This window comes from Pseudomonas sp. AC247 (assembly GCF_979258015.1).
On record NZ_OZ409829.1, the window covers coordinates 5,163,417 to 5,189,345 of the forward strand.

Consider the following 25,929-nt stretch of genomic DNA (forward strand, 5'->3'; position numbering starts at 1 on the left):
ACTCCTTTAAGGATTCAATAATAAAAAATAGGTAATTCAGATGGCTTTGGCCGCCACACCCCCAAGGATAGACGGCAATTGCAAGGACTCAGCTCAATATGGAGATGGTCCCAAGGTATTTCAAGGCGCGTGGCAGATTGTCGCAATCAAGACTGTCCAGCCAGTGTAAATCTTCCCAGCTGCGCAGCCAGGTGAACTGGCGTTTGGCCAATTGGCGCGTGGCGATGATGCCGCGCTCTTGCATTTCGGCCAACGTCAGCTTGCCATCCAGGTAATCCCAGACTTGGCGGTAACCTACTGCACGTATAGACGGCAACCCGGCATGCAGGTCACTTCTTTTACGCAGGGCTACGACCTCGTCGATGAATCCCTGTTCCAACATATTTGTGAATCTTTGTTTAATGCGCTCGTGCAATACCTGACGATTTGCCGGGGCAATGGCCAAGTTCGCGACAGTATAGGGCAATTGTTGCAGTCCCGAAGCGGCTGCTTCAGTACTTTGCGCAGATTGTTGCTGACGCAGGGCAGTCATGCTCTGACCGCTGACCCGATAAACTTCCAGCGCCCGACTCAAGCGCTGCGGATCGTTCGGGTGAATCCGCGCCGCGGACACCGGGTCGATGATCGCCAATTGATCGTGCAAGGCTTGCCAGCCAAGGCGTGCAGCTTCTTCTTCGATCTGCGCGCGGATCTCCGCATCGGCCGCTGGCATATCCGCCAGACCTTCAACCAAAGCCTTGTAATAGAGCATCGTGCCGCCGACCAGCAGCGGAATTTTTCCGCGTGCGGTGATTTCAGCCATGGCTTGCAGGGCATCGCGACGGAAATCCGCAGCCGAATAGGCTTCGGCCGGGTCGAGGATGTCGATCAAACGGTGCGGATATTCGGCCAGCAGTTCTTTCGAAGGCTTGGCGGTGCCGATGTCCATGCCGCGATAGACCAACGCCGAATCGACACTGATCAGCTCGCACGGCAGCACCTTGGTCAGCTCGATGGCCAGATCGGTCTTGCCCGCAGCGGTCGGGCCCATCAGAAAAATCGCTGGAGGGAGCTGATTCATCAACGACCGCGCAGGAACAGTTTGTCCAGATCGTCCAGGCCCAGTTGGGTCCAGGTCGGTCGGCCATGGTTGCATTGACCGCTGCGCTCGGTGTTTTCCATGTCGCGCAGCAGGCCGTTCATTTCCGGCAAGGCCAGGCGCCGGTTGGCGCGGATCGCGCCGTGGCAGGCCATGGTGCCGAGCAATTCGTTGAGGTGTGCCTGAATCCGGTCGCTGGTGCCGTATTCCATCAAGTCCGACAGCACGTCACCGACCAGGCGGTTGGCTTCAGCCTGCTTCAACAAGGCCGGAATCTGACGGATCGCCAGGGTTTCCGGGCCCAGACGCTGTAATTCAAAGCCCAGACGCTGGAACCATGCCGCGTGCTCTTCAGCACAATCGGCTTCGCGCTGACTGACGGCCAGCGACTCCGGCACCAGCAATGGCTGGCCGCTCAAGCCTTCGCTGGCCATGGCGATCTTCAAGCGTTCATACATGATTCGCTCGTGGGCAGCGTGCATGTCCACCAAAACCAGGCCTTGAGCGTTCTCAGACAGAATGTAGATGCCCTTGAGTTGCGCCAATGCGTAACCAAGCGGTGGAATGTCTTCCTGACCGGCGGGCAGCGCGTTGGCGTTGGCTTCAGGCAACGGCGCGAAAAACTCGCGATATGCCGCCTGCGCCTCGGCGGCCGGCGGCATGCCTGACTGCGGCCGCGGCGTGTACTGATACTGATAAGCGCCGCCAGCGCTGGCACCGGACGAGGTGCTAAACGCCGGTTGTGCCTGCGGTTGTTCCAGCAGCGCATTGGCCGCCAGACGCATTTCACCTTGCGGGCCGAATTCCCCGGCATCGAGGCCGCTTGGACGAACGATGGCGGTGGTTACTGAACCGGCCAGTTGATCTTCCGGACGCACATCGCCCAACGCGCGATGCAGCGTGCCATACAGGAAGTCATGCACCATGCGCCCGTCACGGAAGCGCACTTCATGTTTGGTCGGGTGCACGTTGACGTCGACGGCTGCCGGATCGACCTCGAAAAACAGCGCAAACGTCGGGTGGCGACCATTGAACAGCACGTCGCGATAGGCCTGGCGCACGGCGTGGGCGACCAGTTTGTCGCGCACTGCCCGGCCATTCACAAAGAAATACTGCAAATCCGCCTGACTGCGGTTGAAGGTCGGCAAACCGACCCAGCCCCACAGATGCAAGCCGTTGCGCTCGATCTCGATGGGCAGCGCCTGCTCAAGGAACCCCGAGCCACAGATCGCCGCCACACGCCGGGCGCGGGCCGCATCATCGTGGGCCTCGTGCAGGCTGAGGATGGTTTTGCCGTTGTGACGCAGATGGAACGCAACGTCAAAACGCGCCAGCGCCAGACGCTTGATCACTTCTTGCAGGTGATCGAATTCGGTTTTTTCGGTCTTGAGGAATTTGCGCCGCGCCGGAGTGTTGAAGAACAGGTCACGGACTTCCACCGAAGTACCGACCGGATGCGCCGCCGGTTGCACCCGCGGCGCCATGTCACGGCCTTCGGTTTCGACCTGCCAGGCTTGCTCGGCATCGCGGGTACGCGAGGTCAGCGTCAGCCGCGCCACGGAGCTGATCGACGCCAGTGCCTCACCCCGGAAACCGAGGCTCATCACTTGTTCGAGGTCTTCGAGGTTGCGGATCTTGCTGGTGGCGTGACGGGCCAGCGCCAACGGCAGGTCATCGGCGGAAATGCCGCTGCCGTCATCACGGACGCGCAGCAGCTTGACGCCGCCCTGCTCGACGTCGACATCGATGCGCTTGGCGCCGGAGTCGAGGCTGTTTTCCAGCAACTCCTTGATGACCGAAGCCGGACGTTCAACCACCTCACCGGCGGCAATCTGGTTCGCCAGCCGTGGGCTGAGCAGTTCGATGCGCGCGGCAGCGTTCAGCACTTCGTTCATTCTTTGGACGCCAGTTCGGTGCCAGGAATGGTCAGGTGCTGGCCGACTTTCAGCTCATCGCTTTTCAGGTTGTTCGCACTGCGCAATGTGGCCGGCGACACCTGATAGCGCACACCGATCATCGCCAGCGTTTCACCCGGGCCGACGCGGTGATCACGCGGGCCTTGGGCGATCTTGCCGGAGTCACGCAGCCAGGCAATGTAGGTGCCCGGTGGCGGATTCTGCTGGAAGAACTGCCGCACGCCGCTGCTGATCGAGCGCGCCAGCGCTTGCTGGTGGCCCGAGGCCGAGAGCTTGTTGGCTTCGTTGGCGTTGGAGATAAAGCCGGTTTCGACCAGGATCGACGGGATGTCCGGCGACTTCAGCACCATGAACCCGGCCTGCTCCACACGCTGTTTGTGCAGCGGCGTGACGCGACCGATGTTGGTCAGGACTTTCTGGCCGACGTTAAGGCTGGAGGTCAGCGAGGCAGTCATCGACAGATCGAGCAGCACGCCCGCGAGCATGCGGTCCTTGTCGTCGAGGCTGACGTTGCCGGCACCACCGATCAAGTCGGAACGGTTTTCGCTGTCGGCCAGCCAACGCGCGGTCTCCGAGGTTGCGCCGCGATCAGACAGGGCAAATACCGATGCGCCAAAAGCGGCCGCCGAAGGCGCGGCGTCGGCGTGAATCGATACGAACAGGTCAGCGCCCTTCTTGCGGGCGATTTCGGTACGGCCACGCAACGGAATGAAGTAGTCGCCAGTACGGGTCAGTTCGGCGCGGAAGCCTTTCATGCCGTTGACTTGACGCTGCAATTCGCGAGCGATCTGCAACACCACATCTTTCTCACGCTGACCGCGCGAGCCGGATGCACCCGGGTCTTCGCCACCGTGGCCGGCGTCGATCACCACAATAATGTCGCGCTTGCCGGCCGGGGCTGGCGGCAACTTGATCGCCGGTTCTGTCGGGGTCACCGGCACGGCTGGTACGGTTGCGACCGAAGGTGTCGGCGCAGGTGCAGGTTCGGCATCGGCTGCGTTATCGAACAGATCGACCACCAGACGGTTGCCGTATTGGCCATTCGGCGCCAGCGAGAAGCTTTTAGGGGTGACGGCTTTCTTCAGGTCAATGACCACCCGCAGATCGGTCGGCGTGCGCTGAGCCGAACGCATCGCGGTGATCGGCGTGTTCGCGGTCTGCACATTCAATGGTGCACCGAGGGTGGCACCATTGATGTCGATCACCAGCCGGTCAGGCGCGGTCAGGGTGAAGACGCTGTGCTGCACCGGTCCGCTGAGGTCGAAGACCAGTCGCGTGTTATCCGGCGCTCGCCACAAGCGCACGCTGTTGACCTTTGAATCGGCCACAGCGTTGACGGTTACTGCCATCAACAACAGTCCAACGGCAGCCACCAACGCGCGAAAGCGCATACCTAACCCCATCATTTAATTGGATTCCAATGCCAAAGCGGCACACCAGGCCTCGCCACGCGAGCCCTGGGATAAAATTTTCAGCGAACGCCCGCTGTCTTGCGGGCTAATGGTAATGGTCAGGTCAGGCTTTGGCAAAAAGCCTGCACCTTTATCGGGCCACTCGATCAGGCACAGGGCATCGTCTTCGAAATAGTCGCGAATGCCGAGAAACTCCAGCTCTTCCGGATCGACCAGTCGATACAGGTCGAAGTGGAAGGCGCGGACGTCGCCGATCTCGTAGGGCTCAACCAGGGTGAAGGTCGGACTTTTTACTGCGCCGACATGACCGAGCCCACGAATGATGCCCCGCGACAGCGTGGTTTTGCCCATTCCGAGGTTGCCTTCAAGGAAGATCAGGCCATGGCCCTGGGTCACGCGGGCGATCCGTGCGCCAAAGTCGCTCATGGCTTGTTCATCGGCCAGGTACAGGGTTACTTCAGACACGGTGCATGCTCCTCCAACAACTGACGAATGGCTGGAATCAGATCACTGGCCGCCAGCCCACGGCCCAATTTGCCTTGTTGCATCCCCGCATTGGCGTGCAGCCAGACCGCCAGGCAAGCGGCATCAAAACCGTCCATGCCTTGCGCCAGCAGCGCACCGGTCAAACCGGCCAACACATCACCGAGTCCCGCAGTGGCCATAGCGGGATGGCCTTGGTGACACAACGCCAGACGGCCATCGGGATGAGCAATCAGGCTGCCCGCGCCTTTGAGCACGACCACCGCTGAGTATTTTTTGCTCAGCGCCAGCGCCGCCGCCGGACGATCCGCCTGCACCTGCGCTGTGCTGATTCCCAGCAAGCGCGCCGCTTCACCCGGATGCGGGGTGATCACACAGTCCTTGGGCAGATCAACGAAACCACTCGCAAGCAAGTTGAGCGCGTCGGCGTCCCACACTTGCGGCAATGCCGCATTGGCTGCCGCCGACAACAACGCGCGCCCCCAACTGGCCTGCCCCAACCCCGGCCCCACCACCAGCACCGAGACTTTCTCCAGCAACGCCATCAACTGATTGGCCGACGAAGTCCCGAGCGCCATCGCTTCTGGCACTCGCGTCAACGCTGCCGGGACATGTTCAGGACGGGTCGCCAGCGAAACCATGCCCGCGCCGCTGCGCAGGGCCGTTTCGGTGCTGAGTAAAATCGCCCCGCCAAAACCGTGATCGCCACCGATCAACAGCACGTGGCCGAAACGGCCCTTGTGCGCAGCCGGTGCTCGCGGTGCCAACCTTGGAAGGTTAGCCGCGTTAAGCCGCTGAGCGATGAGCGTTAGGTCACGATAGATGTCGGCACTGGCCTGTAAATCGTTAAACAGCAATTCACCGATGTGATCCGCCGCGTCCCCGGTGAACAGGCCGAGTTTCAGGCCGATGAAGGTAACCGTCAGATCAGCTCGTACGGCGACACCCAGCAGGTGCCCGGTGTCAGCACTCAGTCCGGAAGGAATATCGACGGCCGTCACCGGCAGGCCACTGGCGTTGATGGCCTTGATCGCCGACACGTAAGGCTCGCGCACATCCCCGCTCAGACCCGTGCCGAGCAATGCATCGAGAATGATCCCGCGCAGTTCGCTGTGAGCCTGCCAGCCTTGAACCGCGACGCCTTCAGCCAGCGCCTCGGCATGGGCCAGCGCGGCATCGCCCTGCAATCGCTGCGGATCGCCGACCGCCAGCACCCGCACCTGCCACCCGGCTCGCTGCGCCATGGCGGCAACCAGATAACCGTCGCCAGCGTTGTTGCCATGCCCGGCCAGCACCGTCAGTTCAGTCGCCGACGGCCATTGCCGCACCAGCGCTCGCCAGGTCGCATGCGCAGCGCGCTGCATCAGTTCGAAGCCCGGTGTACCGGCGGCAATCAGCCGTGCATCGAGTTCGCGCACCTGTGCGGCGCCATACAGCGCGTCGGGTAATTGATCTTTCGTGTGCGGCATGCGTCTTCGGGCTCCGATGTCTGGCAGAATTATACGCACCTCAGCTCCGGTTTCTCTCGCCTCATGTCCGCCATTACCACAGACCTGCCCGCCCTCGCCCAATCGATCAAGAATTGGGGCCGCGAGCTGGGCTTTCAGCAAGTCGGCATCAGCGGTCTGGATCTCGCCGAGCATGAACAGCATCTGCAGCGCTGGCTCGAAGCGGGCTACCACGGCGAAATGGACTACATGGGCGCCCACGGCAGCAAACGCTCGCACCCGGAAGAACTGGTGCCGGGCACGTTGCGCGTGGTTTCGCTGCGCATGGACTACCTGCCCGGCGACACCGAAATGGCCAAACGCCTGGCCCAACCGGAAAAAGCCTACGTCTCGCGTTATGCCTTGGGCCGCGATTACCACAAATTGATCCGTAAACGTGTTCAACAATTGGCCGACAAGATTCAATCCGAAATCGGTCCGTTCGGTTTCCGTGCCTTTGTCGACAGCGCGCCGGTGCTGGAAAAAGCCATCGCCGAACAGGCTGGACTGGGCTGGATCGGTAAAAACACCTTGGTATTGAATCGCAAGGCTGGCAGTTATTTTTTCCTCAGCGAATTGTTCGTCGATCTGCCGTTACCGGTGGATGAGCCGCACAGCACTGAACATTGCGGCCGCTGCACCGCGTGCCTCGACATCTGCCCGACCAACGCGTTCGTCGGCCCGTATGTGCTGGACGCGCGACGCTGCATTTCGTACCTGACCATCGAACTGAAAAACGCAATTCCTGAAGACCTGCGCCCGCTGATCGGCAACCGCGTGTTCGGCTGCGACGACTGCCAGATCGTCTGCCCGTGGAACCGCTTCGCCAAACCTTCCGGCGAAAGCGACTTCAAGCCACGGCACAATCTCGACAACGCGGAACTGGCTGAGTTGTTTATGTGGGACGAGGATAAATTCCTCAGCAGCACCGAAGGCTCACCGCTGCGCCGCGCCGGGTATGAGCGCTGGTTGCGTAATCTGGCAGTGGGACTCGGTAACGCCCCGTCGAGCATTCCGGTGCTGGAAGCGTTGAAGGCGCGGCGGGACTATCCGTCAGAGCTGGTACAAGAACACGTCGAATGGGCTCTGAAACAACACGGAATCGCATAATCCCCTGTAGGAGCTGCCGCAGGCTGCGATCTTTTGATCTTGAACGTCAAAAGATCGCAGCCTTCGGCAGCTCCTACATGGAATATCGCGTTACGGTTGATCGTTGTAAACGAACTTGGGCATTTCCCAGTGGAAGCGGATCGCCAGCAACCGCAGCAGGAAGCCGCCGAACAGGGTGATGAGGATCGCCTGCTCGCCCGGCACGTTCAGATACAGGCAAAGCATGTAGCACCACGCTGCCGCGAACGAGACGCTGGCGTACAGTTCTCGGCGGAAGATCAGCGGGATGTCGTTGCAGAAGATGTCACGCAGGATGCCACCGAAGACTCCGGTGATCACACCGCTGACCGAGGCAACCAGCATGCCGTGGCCCATTTCCAGTGCGGTCATGCAGCCAATCAGTGTGAACGCCACCAGGCCGACGGCGTCGAGCACCAGAAACAGTGAGCGCAGGTGACGCATCCAGCGCGCGGTAAATACGGTGAACATCGCTGCGACCGAGGTCAGCACCAGGTATTCCGGGTGTTTGACCCACGTCAGCGGGTAGTGCCCGAGCAGCACGTCACGCACCGAACCGCCGCCCAACGCCGTGACGCAGGCGATCAGCACCACGCCAAACCAGTCCATGCCACGACGCCCGGCAGACAGCGCGCCAGTCATGGCTTCAGCGGTGATGGCAATCAGATAGAGCATCAGCAACATGGTGGCGATCCAGTCAGGAAGGCGCGCAGTCTAGCCATTTCGGCGCGGCACCAAAAGAGGGCGCCACAGCAAACACAAAACCCTGTAGGAGCTGCCGAAGGCTGCGATCTTTTGATCTTTGTTTTGAACCTGAAAATCAAGATCAAAAGATCGCAGCCTTCGGCAGCTCCTACCGGGATCGCATCAGAATTTGATGAAGTGCTTGCGGTAGTGCTGCAGTTCGGCGATCGATTCGCGGATGTCGTCCAGCGCCAAATGCGTGCTGCCCTTTTTGAAGCTGTCGCGCACGTCCGGTGCCCAGCGTGCCGCCAGTTCCTTGAGCGTCGAGACGTCGAGGTTGCGGTAGTGGAAGTAGCTTTCCAGCCCTTTCATGTGGGTATACAGGAAGCGGCGATCCTGGCAGATGCTGTTGCCGCAGATCGGCGACTTGCCTTTCGGTACCCATTTCTCGAGGAAGGCGATGGTCTCGGCTTCGGCTTCGGCCATGCTGATACGGCTGTCGCGCACGCGCTGGGTCAGGCCGGAGTTGCCGTGGGTGCGGGTGTTCCACTCGTCCATGCGAGCGAGCACTTCGTCGCTGTGGTGGATGGCGATCACCGGACCTTCGGCCAGGGTATTGAGGTCACTGTCGGTGACGATGGTGGCCATTTCGATGATGACGTCGTTGTCCGGATCCAGACCGGTCATTTCCAGGTCGATCCAGATCAGGTTCTGCGGGTTTTGCATAATGGGGCTCCTAGGCAATGCTGCGCAGTTTAGCCTAGGCAGCTTGCCGGGCGTGCTAAACTCGCGGCCGTTTTACCTAATCGCTGCATTCTTCAGACGGAACACCCATGGCCAAACGCCAACTCAATCGTCGTCAAAACTGGCGCATCGAAAAGATTCAGGGCGAACGCGCCGCACGCGCCGCCAAACGCGAGTCCTCGGCTGTCGAAGCCCTTGAGGGCGGCGACCTGGGCCCGGAACAAACCGGTCTGGTGATCGCTCACTTCGGTGTGCAGGTCGAGGTCGAGGCCATTGACGGCGAACAGGCTGGCCAGGTTTTCCGCTGTCACTTGCGCGCCAACCTGCCGGCGCTGGTGACCGGCGACACCGTCGTCTGGCGCGCCGGCAATCAGGGCATCGGTGTGATCGTCGCGCAATTGCCGCGTACCACCGAGCTGTGCCGTCCGGACAGCCGTGGCCAGTTGAAGCCGGTCGCCGCCAACGTCGACATGATCGTCATCGTCTTCGCGCCGCTGCCCGAGCCGCATGCCAACCTGATCGACCGTTATCTCGTAGCCGCCGAACACGCCGGCATCCGCCCGTTGTTGCTGCTGAACAAGTTCGACCTGATCGACGAGCAGAACGCACCGGCGCTCAACGCGCTGCTGGCGGTGTACCGCACGCTCGGTTATCCGGTGCTGGAAGTGTCGGCGCACCACGGTGACGGCATGGAACAACTGCAAAAGCAGCTCGACGGGCGCATCAGCGTGTTCGTCGGTCAGTCCGGTGTCGGCAAGTCGTCGCTGGTCAACAGCTTGCTGCCTGAAGTGGAAACCCGTGTCGGGCCGTTGTCCGAGCTGTCCGGTCAGGGCACGCACACGACGACCACCGCGCGGTTGTTCCACTTCCCAGGCGGCGGCGAACTGATCGACTCCCCGGGTATTCGCGAATTCGGCCTCGGCCACGTCAGCCGCGCCGACGTTGAAGCCGGTTTTATCGAGTTCAATGATTTGCTCGGCACTTGCCGTTTCCGCGACTGCAAACACGACCGTGAACCGGGCTGTGCGCTGCTCAAGGCGCTGGAAGATGGCCGCGTGCAGCAACAACGCATGAACAGCTACCGCTCGATCATCGCCAGCCTGCCTGAAAACGGCTATTAAACAGTTGCACCGGCGGCCCTTTCCCCGAGGGCTGCCGGATGTCGGTTTTCACCTGACACCTCCCTACCGCTTTTAAACATCAGGCTTTTCTGTAGGACTTCTGCACGCCTGTTTGCAGGACATTTCTCTTTATCCGCCCAAGCCTTGTAGGCTCATTTCATGGGCCTACATTGAGTTCCTCGTCGCACGTTCGCGCCAAAGAGGAACCCCCATGCAAACCTACCATTTGTTCATCAGCCACTCGTGGAACTACTCCCACGCCCACGACAACCTGGTGCGCCTGCTCAGTGCCCACCCCGACTTCACCTACAAGAATTTCTCGGTGCCGACGCACAACCCGATCATGGGCGCACAGACCGACCAGCAGCTCGAAGAAGCCATCGAAAACAAGATTCGCCCCTGTTCCGCCGTTCTGATCATGGCCGGCATGTATTCGACCTACAGCAAGTGGATCAACAAGGAAATCGAGATCGCCAAGCGCATGGGCAAGGTGATCATCGCGGTTAAACCGTTCGGCGCCGAGCGAATTTCCACGGTGGTGCGTAACGCCGCAGACGCCGAATGCGCGTGGAACACTAACAGCATCGTCGGCGCGATCCGTCTGCACACGGCGGCCTGATCATGCGCAAGGGACTGTTTATCGGCATCAACGACTACACCCATATTTCGCGCCTGAGCGGTTGCAGCAATGACGCCATGGCCATGGCCTCGGTGCTGAAAACCGACGCCGACGGCGACCCCAATTTCAAAAACGTCGTGCTGACCTCGGCGGAGGATTACCTGGGCCGGGAGATGCTCGAAGACCAGATCCGCGAGCTGTTTTCCGGCGACTGCAATGTCGCCCTGCTGTATTTCGCCGGGCATGGCGGTTTCGATACCGACAATGACGAAGGCATGTTGCTGCCCCAGGATTATCGCAACGCCAAGGACGGCATCCGCATCAGCGACATCCTCAACTGGGCGAGCAAAGCCACGCGCATCAAGAACAAAGTGATCATCCTCGATTGCTGCCAAAGCGGCGCCGCCGGTGAGGTACGCGCCTTACGCAGCGAAAGCAGTGTGGTCGGCGAAGGCATGACCATTCTGACCGCGTGCAAAAAGGAAGAACCGGCCATGGAAGGTGCGCAACACGGCGTGTTTACCGGTTTACTGCTGCAGGCTCTGCACGGCGGCGCGGCGAATATCCTCGGCAAGATCCCCCCCGGCAGCCTCTATTCCTTCGTCGACAACGCCCTCGACGCCTGGGAACAACGCCCGGTGTTCAAGACCAACGTGTCGCAGTTCATTTCCCTGCGCGAAGTCTCGCCGCTGATCCCCAAAGAGATCCTGCGCAAACTGCCCGAATGGTTTGCCGAGGCCGAATCGACCTATTCACTCGACCCCAGCTACGAGCCGACCGAAGCGACGTTCAACCCCGAGCACGGCGAGGTCTTCGCCCAGCTGCAAAAGTGCAATCGCCACAGCCTGATCGAACCGGTCGACGCCGAGCACATGTACTACGCCTCCCTCCACTCCACCGGCTGCCGCCTCACCGCGCTCGGCGCCTACTACCGCGAACTCGCGATTAAAGGACACTTCTGATGCCTGTCTTCATCAGCTACCGCCACATGGATCGTATGCAGGCCATGGCGATCAACAGTCGCCTGAAACAGGCGAACATCAAGACCTACCTGGATGTGCTCGATCCGGAATCGCAGACCACCGACGACATCACCAGCGTCATCACCCGCAACATCACCGAGTGCACGCACTTGCTCGCGGTGGTGTCGGAGAGGACCGCTTTGTCGTGGTGGGTGCCGTTCGAGATTGGTGAGGCGACGATCAGCAACCGGCGGATCTGCTCATTCAAGACCGGGCCGGCGCAGTTGCCGTTGTATCTGGATAAATGGCCGAAGTTGAGTACGGACAGAGATCTGGATTTCTTTATCGATGCTTATCGCGAGGAAGTGACGAACAAGCGGTCGGTGATGCTGGATTCGATGAGTGAGTCGATGAAGGGGACTTACAAGAGGAATGCCGAGCAGTTTCATGATCAGTTGAAGAGCAGGATTCGGCGGGGGTTCTAAGACCTCACTTGTCTGGCTCCCGATCAATTTCGTAACGTTACGCAATTGATCGGCGAGGTGAAATTCCAGCCACAAAAAAGCCGACATCGCTGTCGGCTTTTTTGTGCGTCACTGCTTCGGCGCGGGGGCCGGGGCAGTGGCTGGCGGAGTGGCCGGCGCTGGCGCCGCACTCCCCGGTTCCGCCGGTTTCGGCGCGGCGTCATCAAACAGGTTCAACCGTTCGCGCAACTCATGCGCAGGCACCGGTTGCTGATCCGCCGGCAGCGCATTTGGATCAACCGGGGTTGCCGGAGCAGCGCCGTTTTGACCTTGTTCTGCCGGTTTCGCTGGATCGGCACCTTGCGCACCTTCGATCGCGGCTTGAGCCTTTTTGGTCAGGACGACGATGTCGATGCGGCGATTGACCGGGTTGAACGGGTTTTCCCGGTCGAACAACGCCGACGAGGCATAACCGACCACCCGCGCCACTTGCGCATCCGGATAGCTACCGGCAACCAAGGCACGACGAGCGGCGTTGGCACGGTTGGCCGACAGTTCCCAGTTACCGAAATCGCCGGTGCCGATGTACGGCTTGGCGTCGGTGTGACCGCTGATGCTGATCTTGTTCGGCACCGCTTTGATGGTGTCGGCCATGGCCAGCAAAATGTCTTCGAAGTAGGGCTTCAGGCGTGCAGAACCGGAATCGAACATCGGCCGGTTCTCGGCGTCCATGATCTGGATGCGCAAGCCGTTCGGCGTGATCTCGAAGAGGATCTGATCCTTGAATTTCTGCAGCTGCGGGTTTTCGTCGACCTTGTTCTGCAGTTCTTGCAGGAGCAGTTCGAGGCGCTCTTTCTCGACCATTTCGGCCATGCCTTCGACTTGCTCGGCGTCGACCGTGACCTTGTCCGGTTGCGGCTGGGACTTCACCTCAGGGTTGAGGGTGTTTTCCGGCGCCAGCGTCGGCGTGCCGCCCAGATCGATAATGTACGGCGTGCCGCTTTCGGAGAAGCCGACCGGGTCCTTGAAGTAACCGGCGATGGCGATCTTCTGCTCAGGCGTCGCGGTGGACAGCAGCCACAGCACCAGGAAGAACGCCATCATCGCCGTGGCGAAGTCGGCGAAGGCGATTTTCCACGCTCCGCCGTGATGCCCGCCGGCTATGCGCTTGACGCGCTTGATGATAATCGGCTGATTATTTTCCATGGCTTAGCGACCGCGAACGGCTTGTTCCAGCTCGGCAAAGCTTGGACGGTGGGCCGGGTACAGCACCTTGCGACCGAACTCGACCGCCAGCGACGGCGGCATGCCGGAAGCCGAAGCCACCAGCGAGGCCTTGATGGCTTCGTAGACGTTCAGCTCTTCCTTGGCATCGTGGGCCAGGGAGTGCGCCAGCGGGCCGAAGAAACCGTACGCCGCGAGAATACCGAAGAAGGTACCCACCAGTGCCGCACCCACGTGCAGGCCGATGGACTTCTGGTCGCCTTCACCCAGCGAGGCCATGGTCACCACGATACCGAGTACCGCCGCGACGATACCGAAACCGGGCATGGCGTCGGCAATGCCGTTTACCGCGTGGGACGGGTGTTCGAGGTCTTCTTTGAGGCTGTACAGTTCCATGTCGAACAAGCCTTCCAGCTCGTGCGGGGCCATGTTGCCGGACGACATGATGCGCAGGTAATCACAGATGAACGCGGTCATGCGTTCGTCTTTGAGCACGGCCGGGTACTTGGCGAAGATCGGGCTCGCGGCGGCATCTTCGATGTCGCCTTCAATGGCCATCATGCCTTCGCGGCGGCTCTTGTTGAGGATCTCGTAGATCAGACCGAGCACTTCCAGATAGAAAGTGTGGCTAAAGCGCGAACTGAACATGCTCAGGGATTTCTTGAGCACGTGCATCGTCATGTAGCCAGGGTTGGCCTGCAGGAATGCACCGAGTGCAGCACCACCAATGATCATCACCTCGAAAGGCTGGATCAGGGCGGCAATCTTGCCGTGGGAAAGCACGTATCCGCCGAGCACGCTCGCGAATACGACGATGATGCCGATAATTTTAGCCATAGGTAGGAAAGTACTTACTGAGTCGGGTTCAAGGTCATATTCGGAAGTTAAAAAATCTCTTCTTCTACTTATCGGCAAAACTGCGCCAGACTATAGCCAGTTCAGGCGAAAAGCCAATTTAGCCCATGCCGGGCGCGTCTACAGTCAGTGAAGATCCCGTCCAGACATGGCTAATGAAACGAACGTCCCACACGCAAAACCGACCACCCTCGAAGGCTGGGTCAAACTGCTCGACAGCGTCCGCCTGCCCGTGCCGCAAGAGGCTCACGATAAAGTCTGCCGGGCGATCCGCGACAATCGCAGCTCGCTGCGCGACATCGCCGACCTGATGCAAGACAGCCCGGCGCTGGCCTTGAGCATCATCCGTGAGGCCAATCGTCACACCCACGGCACCATGGCCACGCCAGCGGAAAATCTTGAGGTGGCGATCAATCGCCTGGGCCTTGCCCGCACCGAAGAATTGCTCGCGCGCCTGCCCGCTGAACCGCAAATGCAGATCCCCAAGGCTCTGCGCCAGTTACAGATGATCAGCCAGCACGCGACGCAACAGGCCAACGGTTTTTTCGCCAGTCGCCTGGCGCGGCTGTGGCAGGACATCCATTGGGGCAGCCTGCTGTTTCTGTCGCCGCTGTGGCCACTGGCGCTCACTTATCCACAGTTGCTCGAAGAATGGGAGCTGCGGGTTATCCACAAGGGTGAATCGGCACGCGTGGTCGAGAAGCAATTATTCGGCGTGCGCCTGCTGCGGATCGCTGAAGCGCTGGTGGCGGTCTGGCATCTACCGATCTGGGTGCAGCAAGGCTATAAATTGCTGCTCAGCGAACAGCGTGAACTGGTGAAAGTGCTACGCATCGCCCGCGACAGCGAACATCCGCTGCGCCAGCAGAATCGCCTGGATGACGATCCGACCTTGCGCCGCTGGCTCAACCAGCCGGCCAACACTGTGCTGCTGGCCAACGGTCTGGCGCTCTCGGCGCAACAGGCCTGGGACAGTCCGCACAGTGAACGCTGGCAGTACCTGACCAGCCTTTATCTGCAAATCTCGATGGATGACGTGCAGCAACAACTGCACCAGCAGGCGGCCAACAGTGCGCGTCAGCATACGATGCCGGATCTCTGGCACCCGGCGGTTTCGCTGCTGTGGCCGTGGGGCACGCACCGTTTGCCGGCGGGCATGTTGCCCGCAGCGGCGCCGAGCGCTGAAGACCTCGGCCAATGGCGCCGCCAATGCGCCGAACTGCTCGCCGAACCGAGCCGCTTCACCAATGCCATGAGCCTGACCGTCGCCGCCCGCGATGCGCTGATTGCCAGCGGCATGCGTCGAGTGATGATCCTGATGGCCGACCGCACGCAGTCCAATCTGCGCGTGAATCAAACCGCTGGCCTGCCGAAAGAAGCGGCGGCGCTGAATTTTGTCGTCAGCCAGAGCAGCGTCCTGCAACGGCTGCTCGCGCAACAAGCGCAGGTGCGGATCAACCCGGACAACAACGCACAGTTTTCCGCGTTGCTGCCGCCTGGCCTGCGCACGTTGTTTCGCGGTGAGCATCTGTTCCTGCGTTCATTGGTCAACAATGGCCGGGTGATCATGATCGTCGTCGCCGATCAGGGCGGCGGGCCGTTCGCCGACATCACCGTGCAAGCCTTTGGCAAAACCGCGCAGTGCATCGAAAAAGCCCTGCACAGCTTTAGCAGCCGCGGCCGATGAGGCTGCGCTACAATTCCCCCCTTTGTGCTCTGGAGACCTCGCATGTCTGACTTCTCTGGCTTGCCGCTCGTCATCGAACCGAGCGACCTGCTGCCTCGGCTTGAGTCTGAAGAGCTGATTCTGGTGGATCTGACCAGTGCCGCGCGCTACAGCGAGGGACATCTCCCCGGCGCGCGCTTTGTCGACCCCAAGCGCACCCAGCTCGGCCAGCCGCCGGCGCCGGGGCTGCTGCCGGCCAAAGCCGATCTGGAAGCGTTGTTCGGTGAGCTGGGCCATCGCAAGGACGCGGTCTACGTGGTTTACGACGATGAGGGCGGCGGCTGGGCCGGACGCTTCATCTGGCTGCTCGACGTGATCGGTCACGACAAGTACCACTATATAGACGGTGGTCTGCCGGCATGGCTGGCGGATGGCATGCCGATGTCGATTCAGATTCCACCGGCAGCCGGCGGCCCACTGCCGTTGACCCTGCACGACGAGCCGACCGCGACCCGTGAATACCTGCAAAGCCGTCTCGGCGCCGCCGATCTGGCGATCTGGGACGCGCGCGGGCCGCTGGAATACTCCGGCGAGAAAGTCCTGGCCGCCAAGGCCGGACACATCCCCGGCGCGGTCAACTTCGAATGGACGGCCGGCATGGACAAGGCGCGCCAGCTGCGCATTCGCACGGACATGCCGCAGATCCTCGAAGACCTCGGGATCACCAAGGACAAAGAAATCATTACCCATTGCCAGACCCATCACCGGTCGGGCTTCACTTATCTGGTGGCCAAATCCCTCGGTTATCCGCGGGTCAAAGGCTACGCCGGTTCCTGGGGCGAATGGGGCAACCACCCTGACACGCCAGTCGAGATTTAAGGTTTTTAAGGACAACTAATGAAAGAGCGTCTGTTTATCCTCAGCCAGTACCTGCTGCCTCATCACCTGCTGTCGCGCCTGGCCGGCTGCGTTGCCGAGTGCCGCGTGCGCTGGTTCAAGAATGCGTTCACCCAGTGGTTCGCCAAGCGTTATCAGGTGGACATGTCGCAAGCGCTGGTTGAAGACCTGACCGCTTACGAACACTTCAACGCCTTCTTCACCCGCGCCCTGAAAGACGGCGCACGTCCTCTGGACCAGACTCCGGGCGCGATCCTCAGCCCGGCCGACGGTGCGGTGAGCCAGCTCGGCCCGATCGAACACGGTCGCGTGTTCCAGGCCAAGGGCCACAGCTTCAGCGTGCTGGAACTGCTCGGCGGTGATGCGGCCAACGCGGCACCGTTCATGGGCGGCGACTTTGCCACCATTTACCTGTCGCCAAAGGACTACCACCGCGTGCACATGCCGCTGGCCGGCACACTGCGCGAAATGGTCTACATCCCGGGCCGGATCTTCTCGGTCAACCAGACCACCGCTGAAAACGTGCCAGAACTGTTCGCCCGCAACGAGCGCGTGGCGTGCATCTTCGACACCGAGCGCGGGCCGATGGCCGTGGTGCTGGTGGGCGCGATGATCGTCGCTTCGATCGAAACCGTGTGGGCCGGTCTGGTCACCCCCCCGAAGCGTGAACTGAAAACCTTCCGCTACGACGAAGCCGCCCGTGCTCCGATCCACTTGGAGAAAGGTGCTGAACTGGGCCGCTTCAAACTGGGTTCGACCGCGATCGTGCTGTTCGGCCCGGATCAAGTGAAATGGGCTGAAGAACTGGTTGCCGGTTCGCCAGTACAGATGGGCCAAGGTCTGGCACTGCCAAAAGCCTGAGTACGCTTCGACCGTCATGGATTCCCCTGACGTTCGATACCTCTGTAGGAGCTGCCGAAGGCTGCGATCTTTTGATCTTTGGACGCGGAGCGTCCACGGCTGCATTCCTACGCAGAGCGTGGGAACGATCAAGATCAAAAGATCGCAGCCTGCGGCAGCTCCTACACGTTGTTATGTGTGCATCGTCAATGACGAAGCGTTGAGGCAGAACACCAGTTCGCTTATTTGCTGCTATGGTTTTTGGCATGAGCCAAACCATATCCTCCCCACAGCTACGTGCGCCGACCCCGAGTCAGCCGCGCCTGTCGTTTTGCGAAGCCACCCCGCGCGACCTCAAGCGCTGGATTGCCGGCCTGCCCAAGGCCAATATCGGCGAAACCGCCCGCCAGTTGTATCAAGGCCTGGGCGAACTCAACCAGTTGCTCACCCCCAGCGACAATCGCCTGCAACTGCTCGAGCTGCTGCGTCCCGAGGTGTATTACGTCTGCCAGCATCTGGAGCGGCACTTTCTGCATCAGGCGATCATGCTCGACGAACGCTCGCGCAAGGTCAGCAACCTGTGCCAGGCGCTGCAAAGTCATCTGGCGACGGGTTACAAACAGATCGTCCTGCGTATCGCGCCCAAGTACAGCAAGGATCGTGCGACGTTGCTCAGCACTGCCCTGCAACGGGCGGCTCATGCGCTGAAAGGCCAACTGGTGCGCGCGACGCAACTGTACAGCCCGGCGCCGGAACAGCTGTGGTTCGAGCTGCATCAGCTGTATCGTTGCGCCTGTGATTTACAGCTGCAACATCGGCGCGTACCGGATGCTCTGGCCAGCCTCACCGCCGAGCTGAGCCTCGAACAGACCTACATCGCCGCCCTGCTGCTGGGTAGCGCACGCTGCAATCAGTTGCGGCAGAACCAGATCGCCCGCCTGGCGGAAGTGCTCGAACCATGGAGCGCCCTGCTCAAACTGCATCCCGGCCGCGCGGACGATGGCTTGTTTGCAATCAGCGCGCAAATCGACGCCGGGCCGCGTTACCGCAACATGTTCCGCAGCGAACAAAAGGCTGGATTGCTCGGTTTCGATCCCCAGCCGCTGGTGAGCACCCTCGAAGCGCATTTGCTGCATCAGGACACGTCGACACCCTTGCCGATCCCGACCGGGCTCAGCTTCGACACTCTGCAACACCTGCATGCCGCGTGGGGCCAGACCGCCGAACGCAGTTTCCAGCGCACCGTTGGCCAGGGCAGCCTGACCGTGTGCGTGGGCATGAGCGCCCTGCACTTCCACCTCGGCGGCGAGCGCAGTTTCAGCGACATGCTCAAACATCCCGCCGCCCGCGCAGCGAATTTCAGCAACGCCGTGGCCAAGGGTGAAAAGGACAGCTGGAGTCAGGCGTTCGACGCGGCACCGCAAAACAATGAGCAGTTTCTGCCCTACGAAGAAATCCAGTACGACCACCTCGTCGAAGACGAAAGCAGCGCCGACGCTGCACCGCACTATCCGACTTATGCCTTGCCCGTGATCAATCACAGCCCGGGCGGCTATTGCCTGGCGTGGCCAAAAGAGGTGCCCGCCGAATTGCAGGCCGGGGAAATGCTCGGCATTCAGGACAGCGTCAGTCTGGGCTGGAGCATTGCGGTGATTCGCTGGATTCGTCAGGTGCGCGGTGGCGGCACGCACATGGGCATCGAGTTGGTGGCACCGCATGCGCAGCCGTGCGGCTTGCAGTTGGTGCGCTCGCGCGACGATCACAGCCAGTATTTGCGCGGGTTGTTACTGCCGGAAATCAGCGCGATCGACTTACCGGCAACCTTGCTGGCACCGCGATTGCCGTTTCAGGAAGGCAATAAAGTACTGATCAACACCCAGGGCGAAGAACACCGCGCCGGCCTGGATCGGCGGGTGGCGAGTACGCACAGTTTCAATCAGTTTGCTTATCGCTCGCTGGAGGCCGCGCAGAATGGCGCGAGCGAGGAGGATTTTGATTCGTTGTGGAAATCACTCTAAAGCAAAAGATCGCAGCCTGCGGCAGCTCCTACAGGAAAACTATGTAGGAGCTGCCGAAGGCTGCGATCTTTTGCTCTTTATTTACAACTGCCCGTCACGATCGCGAAAGCCCAGCAGATACAGCACACCATCCAGACCCAACGTCGAGATCGCCTGCTTCGCCGACTGCTTCACCAACGGCTTGGCGCGGAATGCCACGCCCAACCCGGCAATCGCCAGCATCGGCAGATCGTTCGCGCCATCGCCCACGGCAATGGTCTGCTCCAGACGCAAACCTTCCTTGTGCGCCAACTCTTTGAGCAAATCAGCCTTACGCTGCGCATCGACAATCGGCTCGATCGCCACGCCCGTGCACTTGCCATCCACCACTTCCAGTTCGTTGGCGAACACGTAGTCGATGCCAAGCTTGGCCTGCAATTGCTTGGCGAAATAGGTGAAGCCGCCGGACAGAATCGCGGTCTTGTAGCCCAGACGCTTGAGCTCGGCGAACAGCGTTTCGGCGCCCTCGGTCAGGCGCAACGATGCGCCGATCGAATCCAGCACGCTGACATCCAGGCCCTTGAGCAAGGCCAGACGCTCTTTGAAACTGGCACGGAAATCCAGCTCGCCAGCCATCGCCCGTTCGGTGATTTCCGACACTTGCTCACCCACGCCGGCAGCCTTGGCCAGTTCGTCGATGACTTCCGCTTCGATCAGCGTCGAGTCCATGTCGAACACCGCCAGACGCCGGTTGCGGCGAAACAGCGAATCTTCCTGGAAGGCGATGTCGACATTCAGCTCTTGGGCGACGCTGAGGAATTCGGCGCGCAAGGCCTGCGGATCAGCCGCTTCGCCACGCACGGAAAACTCGATACAGCCCTTGCCCTTGTCGGCTGGAGTGTCCAGCGGCATGCGACCCGACAGACGGTCGATATGGTCGATGTTCAAACCGTATTTGGCGGTGATCGAGCTTACGGCCTGCAATTGGCCGGCGGTCACTTTGCGGGTCAACAGGGTGACGATGTGGCGCTTTTTGCCCTGATTGCCCACCCATTGCTGGTAATCCTCTTCGGACACCGGGGTGAAGCGCACCTGCTGGTCGAGCTCGTAGCCCTTGAACAGGATGTCCTTGAGCACGGACTTGCCCTGCTCGGAATCGGGAATTTCCACGAGGATGCCGAACGACAGCGTGTCGTGGATCACCGCCTGACCGATGTCGAGAATGTTCACACCACCCTGTGCCAGAACACCGGTTATGGCTGCCGTCAGACCCGGACGGTCGACTCCCGTGATGTTAATCAGGACGATTTCGCGCAACGCGCACCCCCGCAACTGGAAAAAAACCGCATTCTACCCACTTTCAGTGACCATCGGGCACCGCGAGCGCTTTGCCGGTCTAGGGCCTGTCGCTATACTGCGCGTCAACTTCACGGACAAAAGAGCCGAGCTCAGTGAACCGGCCCACGCCAGTTAAAACCGATAACTTCTTCCTGCTGATCTTCCGTGCACTGCGCCACCGCCGTGTACCGATTGCATTGCGCATTGCCAGCCATAACGTGATCCTGGTCGCTCTGGCCCTGGTGATCTATGCCGGCGTGATGGGTTTGCAATTCAAGCAGGCCATGCACGAGCAGGCCGATGCGCTGGGCGAAAGCCTGACCACGCAGACCGCCACCTCCGCCACCGAGCTGTTGGTGTCCAACGACATCCTCAGCCTCAACGTGCTGCTCAACAACCTGACCAAAAACAAACTGGTGGCCCACGCGGCAATCTATAGCGTGGATAACCGCATCCTCGCCGAATCCGGTCAGCGGCCCAAGCACAGCCTGCTGGGCGAAGCCGAAGGCATGTACGAGAGCAAGATCACTTTCCAGGACGTGACCGCCGGGCAACTGCGCATCAGCCTGGACATGGATCAGTTCCAGCAGCCGATGACCATCAGCCTGCAAAGCATGGGCATCCTCAGTGCGATTCTGTTGGCACTGTCGCTGGCCTTGAGCCTGCGCATGGGCCGCTACCTGACGACACCGCTGCTGCAATTGCGCGTCTGGCTGCGCCGCATCGACGAACATACGCCGGGCACCGACCGTCAGGACGAGATCGGCGATCTTGCCCGTCAGCTGCACGCCGACTTTGCGCCGGAGCCTGCGCCAATACCTGAGCCGGAACCCGAATTCGAAGAAGAGGAGGACGACGAGCCTGAGTTCGAAGTGCGCAACCTGCGCGATCCGAGCTTCGATGAAAGCCGTCCGATGGCCGCGCAAAAACCGACGCCTCGTCATGTAGTCAGCACCGTTGAAGACGACGATGACGACGACGCGTTTGCCGACCTGCGCGACGAATCGCTCGATCAGGCCCCGCACCCGACTCTGCGCAAAGCCACCCCGAGCGTGCCGCAACACAGCGCCGTGCTCGCTGTGCAACTGGGTTCGCAAGAGCAACTGCGACGCCTGCCGCGCGCACGCCTGGAAGAGCTGCTGGAGCGTTATCGCGACTGCCTCGATCAGGCCGCTTCGCTGTATCAGGGCGAAATCGAAACCTTGAACGACGGCAGCACGCTGATGCTGTTCCACACCGAAGACAGCGGCGACGATTACCTGACCAATGCAATCTGCTGCGGCGAGCTGCTGCGGGCGCTGGGTCATCAGTTGCAGATTGAAGTCGCGGACAGCGGCATCACCCTGCAATTGCAGTTGGGCCTGACGTTGGGCGATGAGTTGTTCGGTTTGAGCCAGATCGATCTGCTGCTGACCGATTCGGCGCAGGATGCTCTGGCCCTGTCGCAACACAGCCGCAACCTGTTGCTGGTTGAACGCAAGATCGGTGACGACGCGCTGATCCGCCAGCGTGCGCGGATCCGCCCGATCGCCAGCCCTGAAGGCGCGTGCTGCGTGGAGCGGTTGATGGAGCCTTATCCGTCGATGCTGGAGCGGCAATTGGCGCGGATGCATGAACGCCGGGCGTAAGCCACAGGCCTGAAACACAGAAGCCCGCAGACAATCGATTGTCTGCGGGCTTTTTTGTGGCCGAAAAGATCGCAGCCTGCGGCAGCTCCTACAGGGGTAATGTTTCGCTCACAATCCCCTGTAGGAGTGAGCCTGCTCGCGATAGGGCCAGCACTGACGAAAAAGATCTCCGCCCTCCAGACACAACAAAGCCCGCACAAGGCGGGCTCTGTTCTGACTCGATCCAGGCTTAGAAGCGAAACACTTCCATGTCCGTACGAATCGGCGATGCCATCGGGATCTTGGGCTGCTTCTCGGCTTCCGCCGCCGGTGCTGCTGGCTTCGGTGCCGATTTACGCGGTGCTTCAGCGACCGGAGGCTGGTTGGCCAATGGTTTCAGCGCTACCGACAATTGCTCGGCCAGACGCTGCAACAAAATCCCCTGCGCCTGAACCTGCGAAGCCGTGCTGCCAGCGTGCAACTCTTGCAGATGAACAATGCGGTTATCACGCACCTGACCACGGCGGTCGATCAAGCGCCACTGCGCATCAAGAATCGCCGGCTGTTTCACGCCGGAATCCAGACGCGTGATGGTCAACAACACCTGCACATCCGGGGTAAACCCGCTGGTGGCCGGTGCCAGCACCACACGTTGGCTGTCCAGATGACCGGCGACCTGACGCATCAGCAATTGATCGATATCCGACGAAAGGCTGCCAGCCCAACGACCATCGGTCGCCGCTTGCAGGCTGCCATCCGGTTGACGTTGCAGCAGTGTTTCACGTTGCAAGTAGTCAGCGACGACCACCGGGCCCAACAAAACCGCCATGCCTGCGCTTTGCGCAGGCTGAACCGGACTTCCGCTGTCCAGTTGATACAGCGACACCGGCTGGTGAACGCTGCAACCCGCCAGGCCAAGAACGCCGGCGAGTAACAAAATAAGTGGAAGGCGCAGAGCAGTCATCATCCCGTCCAGGTGGCCGCCACAAGGCTGACCACAGTGAAAATACTCAATAAATATGAAGAACGCTCGGCCACGCCGGCGCTTGGAAAGGCCATATCATCCGTGAATATGCGTTCCGACTCCAGCGCCAAAGCGTCGATCTACGCGTTAAATCGTAGATCGAACGCTCTAGGGCGCCTAATTGAGGTTTTCGACGAGCAGCGCATCCACTCTCTGGAAGCCCCTTGGAAGCTTGTTGCCGCGACGTCCACGCTCACCTTTGTAGTGTTCGAGGTCATCGGCCTTCAGCGACAAGGTTCGTTTTCCGGCCTGCAACACCAACGTGGCGCCTTCCGGAATAACGGCGATGTCCGTGACATATTCTTCGCGACTGGCCACACGTTCACCGGAAATACCGATGATCTTGTTGCCTTTGCCCTTGCCTAATTGTGGCAGATCGCTGATTTTGAAGATCAGCAGGCGACCTTCGGTCGTGACCGAAGCCAGCCAGTTGTGCTCACGATCGGCCACCGGGCGCGGCGCGATCACCTTGGCGTTGTTCGGCAGGCTCAACAGGGCTTTACCGGCCTTGTTCTTGGCTTGCAGGTCTTCGCCTTTGACGACGAAACCATAACCGGCGTCGGAAGCGATCACGTACAACGCATCGTCTTCCGGCATCAACACGCATTCGAAAGTCGCACCCGGTGGCGGCGTCAGACGACCGGTCAACGGCTCGCCCTGGCCACGCGCCGACGGCAGCGTATGCGCGGCGACCGAATAGCTACGGCCGGTGGAGTCAATCACCACGGCTGACTGGTTGGAACGCCCCGCCGCCGAGGTCTTGAAGCCGTCGCCAGCCTTGTACGACAGGCCGGTGGCGTCGATCTCGTGGCCCTTGGCCGAACGGATCCAGCCCTTTTCCGACAACACCACGGTGACTTTCTCGTTCGGCAGCAGGTCGTGCTCGGTCAACGCTTTGGCTTCGGTACGCTCGACGATTGGCGAACGGCGGTCGTCGCCATAGGTTTCGGCGTCCTTGATCAGCTCGGTGCGCACCAGTTTTTTCAACTTGGCTTCGCTGCCCAGCAGCGCTTGCAGTTTGGCTTGTTCCTTGAGCAGTTCGTCCTGCTCGTCGCGCAGCTTCATCTCTTCCAGTCGCGCCAACTGACGCAGACGGGTATCGAGGATGTAGTCAGCCTGAATCTCGCTGAGAGCGAAACGCTCGATCAGCTTGGCTTTCGGGTGTTCCTCGGTACGGATGATGTGGATCACTTCATCCAGGTTGAGGTAGGCAATCAACAAACCGTCCAACAGGTGCAGACGACGCTCGACCTTGTCGAGGCGGAATTGCAGGCGGCGACGCACGGTCAGCACGCGGAATTCCAGCCACTCGACCAGCAAGGCGCGGAGGTTTTTCAGCTGCGGCTTACCGTCCAGACCGATGATGTTGACGTTGACCCGATAGGTCGACTCCAGCTCGGTGCTGGCGAACAGGTGCTGCATCAGCGCTTCGTGATCGACGCGGCTGTTGACCGGAATGATGACGATGCGGCACGGATTTTCGTGGTCCGATTCGTCACGCAGGTCAGCGATCTGCGGGGCTTTCGACGGTTTCGCCTGCATCAACGCGGCGATCTGCTCCAGCACTTTCGCGCCGGAGACCTGGTGCGGCAGCGCGGTGACGATGATGTCGCCGTCCTCGACGTGGTACACGGCGCGCATGCGTACCGAGCCCTTGCCGGTTTCGTACATTTTCAGCAGGTCGGCGCGCTGCGTGATGATTTCCGCTTCGGTCGGGTAGTCCGGCCCCTGAATATGCTCGCACAGCTGCTCGACCGTGGCTTTCGGCTCATCGAGCAGACGCACGCACGCAGTGGCGACTTCGCGCAGGTTGTGCGGCGGCACGTCGGTGGCCATGCCCACGGCAATACCAGTGGTGCCGTTGAGCAGGATGTTCGGCAGACGCGCCGGCAGCACCAGCGGTTCCTGCAGGGTGCCGTCGAAGTTCGGGCCCCAGTCGGCAGTGCCTTGGCCCAGCTCGCTGAGCAAGACTTCGGAATAACGCGACAAACGCGCTTCGGTGTAACGCATGGCGGCGAAGGACTTCGGATCGTCCGGCGCCCCCCAGTTACCCTGGCCGTCGACCAGCGTGTAGCGATAGCTGAACGGCTGGGCCATCAGCACCATCGCTTCGTAGCACGCCGAGTCGCCGTGCGGGTGGAATTTACCGAGCACGTCACCGACGGTACGCGCGGATTTCTTGTGCTTGGAATCGGCGTCCAGCCCCAACTCGCTCATCGCATAAATGATGCGACGCTGTACCGGTTTCAGACCATCGCCGATATGCGGCAGGGCACGGTCCATGATCACGTACATGGAGTAATTGAGGTAGGCACTTTCGGTGAAGTCAGCCAGCGACCGGCGTTCTACACCGTCCAGGCTGAGATCAAGGGGATTGCTCATG

Annotated in this window: 22 protein-coding genes; 10 read left to right on the plus strand and 12 right to left on the minus strand. The window is 60.7% G+C overall.

The window, feature by feature from the left end; all coding sequences use genetic code 11:
• Nucleotides 1–88 precede the first annotated feature (88 nt).
• The 5 genes from miaA to ACZZ0B_RS23480 are packed head-to-tail and all read right to left on the minus strand — an operon-like array spanning nt 89 to nt 6,358.
• The gene (gene miaA / locus ACZZ0B_RS23460) at nt 89–1,060 is read right to left on the minus strand and encodes a tRNA (adenosine(37)-N6)-dimethylallyltransferase MiaA (protein WP_158836100.1); all 972 of its coding nucleotides are present in this window, start codon (nt 1,058–1,060) and stop codon (nt 89–91) included.
• Complete coding sequence (gene mutL, locus ACZZ0B_RS23465; RefSeq protein ID WP_463546959.1) at nt 1,060–2,961, minus strand: DNA mismatch repair endonuclease MutL; 1,902 nt, start codon at nt 2,959–2,961, stop codon at nt 1,060–1,062. Before mutL ends, miaA begins: the two co-directional genes overlap by 1 nt.
• An 8-nt stretch (nt 2,962–2,969) precedes the next feature.
• The gene (locus tag ACZZ0B_RS23470; RefSeq protein WP_202949183.1) at nt 2,970–4,397 is read right to left on the minus strand and encodes an N-acetylmuramoyl-L-alanine amidase; all 1,428 of its coding nucleotides are present in this window, start codon (nt 4,395–4,397) and stop codon (nt 2,970–2,972) included.
• Nucleotides 4,398–4,400: 3 nt separating this feature from the next.
• Entirely contained in the window at nt 4,401–4,871 is a 471-nt protein-coding gene (tsaE, locus tag ACZZ0B_RS23475; RefSeq protein WP_007967425.1) for a tRNA (adenosine(37)-N6)-threonylcarbamoyltransferase complex ATPase subunit type 1 TsaE, read from the minus strand.
• The gene (locus ACZZ0B_RS23480) at nt 4,859–6,358 is read right to left on the minus strand and encodes an NAD(P)H-hydrate dehydratase (RefSeq protein WP_463546346.1); all 1,500 of its coding nucleotides are present in this window, start codon (nt 6,356–6,358) and stop codon (nt 4,859–4,861) included. The genes tsaE and ACZZ0B_RS23480 overlap by 13 nt, the downstream gene beginning before the upstream one ends.
• Nucleotides 6,359–6,421: 63 nt before the next feature.
• On the opposite strand from ACZZ0B_RS23480, the gene queG reads away from it, so the two are divergent.
• Nucleotides 6,422–7,486, plus strand: coding sequence for a tRNA epoxyqueuosine(34) reductase QueG (gene queG, locus ACZZ0B_RS23485; protein WP_008078338.1), 1,065 nt, complete (start codon nt 6,422–6,424; stop codon nt 7,484–7,486).
• Between the two features lie 90 nt (nt 7,487–7,576).
• On the opposite strand, the gene ACZZ0B_RS23490 is transcribed toward queG, so the two are convergent.
• Together ACZZ0B_RS23490 and orn are read right to left on the minus strand one after the other, a co-directional pair.
• Complete coding sequence (locus ACZZ0B_RS23490; RefSeq protein WP_158833131.1) at nt 7,577–8,188, minus strand: trimeric intracellular cation channel family protein; 612 nt, start codon at nt 8,186–8,188, stop codon at nt 7,577–7,579.
• A 183-nt stretch (nt 8,189–8,371) separates the two neighbouring features.
• Nucleotides 8,372–8,914 carry an oligoribonuclease gene (gene orn, locus ACZZ0B_RS23495; RefSeq protein ID WP_122593819.1) on the minus strand — a complete coding sequence of 181 codons (543 nt, stop codon included), beginning with the start codon at nt 8,912–8,914 and terminating at the stop codon, nt 8,372–8,374.
• 107 nt (nt 8,915–9,021) lie between these two features.
• On the opposite strand from orn, the gene rsgA reads away from it, so the two are divergent.
• The 4 genes from rsgA to ACZZ0B_RS23515 all read left to right on the plus strand — a co-directional run bounded on the left by rsgA (nt 9,022) and on the right by ACZZ0B_RS23515 (nt 12,119).
• Nucleotides 9,022–10,053, plus strand: coding sequence for a small ribosomal subunit biogenesis GTPase RsgA (rsgA, locus tag ACZZ0B_RS23500; RefSeq protein ID WP_008078342.1), 1,032 nt, complete (start codon nt 9,022–9,024; stop codon nt 10,051–10,053).
• 211 nt (nt 10,054–10,264) lie between these two features.
• On the plus strand, nt 10,265–10,672 hold the full coding sequence (locus ACZZ0B_RS23505) for a TIR domain-containing protein (protein WP_008078343.1): 408 nt from the start codon (nt 10,265–10,267) through the stop codon (nt 10,670–10,672).
• Between the two features lie 2 nt (nt 10,673–10,674).
• Nucleotides 10,675–11,634, plus strand: coding sequence for a caspase family protein (locus tag ACZZ0B_RS23510; RefSeq protein WP_463546347.1), 960 nt, complete (start codon nt 10,675–10,677; stop codon nt 11,632–11,634).
• Nucleotides 11,634–12,119: a toll/interleukin-1 receptor domain-containing protein gene (locus ACZZ0B_RS23515; RefSeq protein WP_463546348.1), complete on the plus strand. Its 486-nt coding sequence runs from the start codon at nt 11,634–11,636 to the stop codon at nt 12,117–12,119. Before ACZZ0B_RS23510 ends, ACZZ0B_RS23515 begins: the two co-directional genes overlap by 1 nt.
• Before the next feature lie 108 nt (nt 12,120–12,227).
• Here ACZZ0B_RS23515 and motB read toward each other — a convergent pair whose 3' ends face one another.
• Both motB and motA read right to left on the minus strand, forming a co-directional pair.
• Nucleotides 12,228–13,304: a flagellar motor protein MotB gene (gene motB, locus ACZZ0B_RS23520; protein WP_463546349.1), complete on the minus strand. Its 1,077-nt coding sequence runs from the start codon at nt 13,302–13,304 to the stop codon at nt 12,228–12,230.
• 3 nt (nt 13,305–13,307) lie between these two features.
• On the minus strand, nt 13,308–14,159 hold the full coding sequence (gene motA / locus ACZZ0B_RS23525; protein WP_007952169.1) for a flagellar motor stator protein MotA: 852 nt from the start codon (nt 14,157–14,159) through the stop codon (nt 13,308–13,310).
• 166 nt (nt 14,160–14,325) lie between these two features.
• Here motA and ACZZ0B_RS23530 point away from each other — a divergent pair, with 166 nt between their 5' ends.
• The 4 genes from ACZZ0B_RS23530 to ACZZ0B_RS23545 all read left to right on the plus strand — a co-directional run bounded on the left by ACZZ0B_RS23530 (nt 14,326) and on the right by ACZZ0B_RS23545 (nt 19,598).
• On the plus strand, nt 14,326–15,864 hold the full coding sequence (locus tag ACZZ0B_RS23530; protein WP_463546350.1) for an HDOD domain-containing protein: 1,539 nt from the start codon (nt 14,326–14,328) through the stop codon (nt 15,862–15,864).
• Nucleotides 15,865–15,906: 42 nt separating this feature from the next.
• Entirely contained in the window at nt 15,907–16,722 is an 816-nt protein-coding gene (gene rhdA / locus ACZZ0B_RS23535) for a thiosulfate sulfurtransferase (protein WP_463546351.1), read from the plus strand.
• An 18-nt stretch (nt 16,723–16,740) separates the two neighbouring features.
• Nucleotides 16,741–17,601: an archaetidylserine decarboxylase gene (asd, locus tag ACZZ0B_RS23540; RefSeq protein ID WP_122661074.1), complete on the plus strand. Its 861-nt coding sequence runs from the start codon at nt 16,741–16,743 to the stop codon at nt 17,599–17,601.
• 245 nt (nt 17,602–17,846) lie between these two features.
• On the plus strand, nt 17,847–19,598 hold the full coding sequence (locus ACZZ0B_RS23545; protein ID WP_463546352.1) for a molecular chaperone: 1,752 nt from the start codon (nt 17,847–17,849) through the stop codon (nt 19,596–19,598).
• Between the two features lie 81 nt (nt 19,599–19,679).
• On the opposite strand, the gene serB is transcribed toward ACZZ0B_RS23545, so the two are convergent.
• Nucleotides 19,680–20,894, minus strand: coding sequence for a phosphoserine phosphatase SerB (gene serB / locus ACZZ0B_RS23550; RefSeq protein ID WP_008079219.1), 1,215 nt, complete (start codon nt 20,892–20,894; stop codon nt 19,680–19,682).
• 134 nt (nt 20,895–21,028) lie between these two features.
• On the opposite strand from serB, the gene ACZZ0B_RS23555 reads away from it, so the two are divergent.
• Nucleotides 21,029–22,543, plus strand: a complete 1,515-nt coding sequence (locus tag ACZZ0B_RS23555; RefSeq protein WP_463546353.1) for an AhpA/YtjB family protein — start codon at nt 21,029–21,031, stop codon at nt 22,541–22,543.
• A 229-nt stretch (nt 22,544–22,772) separates the two neighbouring features.
• Here the strand turns inward: ACZZ0B_RS23555 and ACZZ0B_RS23560 are convergent, their stop codons facing one another.
• Both ACZZ0B_RS23560 and parC read right to left on the minus strand, forming a co-directional pair.
• Nucleotides 22,773–23,486: a PqiC family protein gene (locus ACZZ0B_RS23560; RefSeq protein ID WP_008079231.1), complete on the minus strand. Its 714-nt coding sequence runs from the start codon at nt 23,484–23,486 to the stop codon at nt 22,773–22,775.
• A 177-nt stretch (nt 23,487–23,663) separates the two neighbouring features.
• Nucleotides 23,664–25,928 carry a DNA topoisomerase IV subunit A gene (parC, locus tag ACZZ0B_RS23565; protein WP_463546354.1) on the minus strand — a complete coding sequence of 755 codons (2,265 nt, stop codon included), beginning with the start codon at nt 25,926–25,928 and terminating at the stop codon, nt 23,664–23,666.
• Between the last annotated feature and the right edge of the window lies 1 nt (nt 25,929).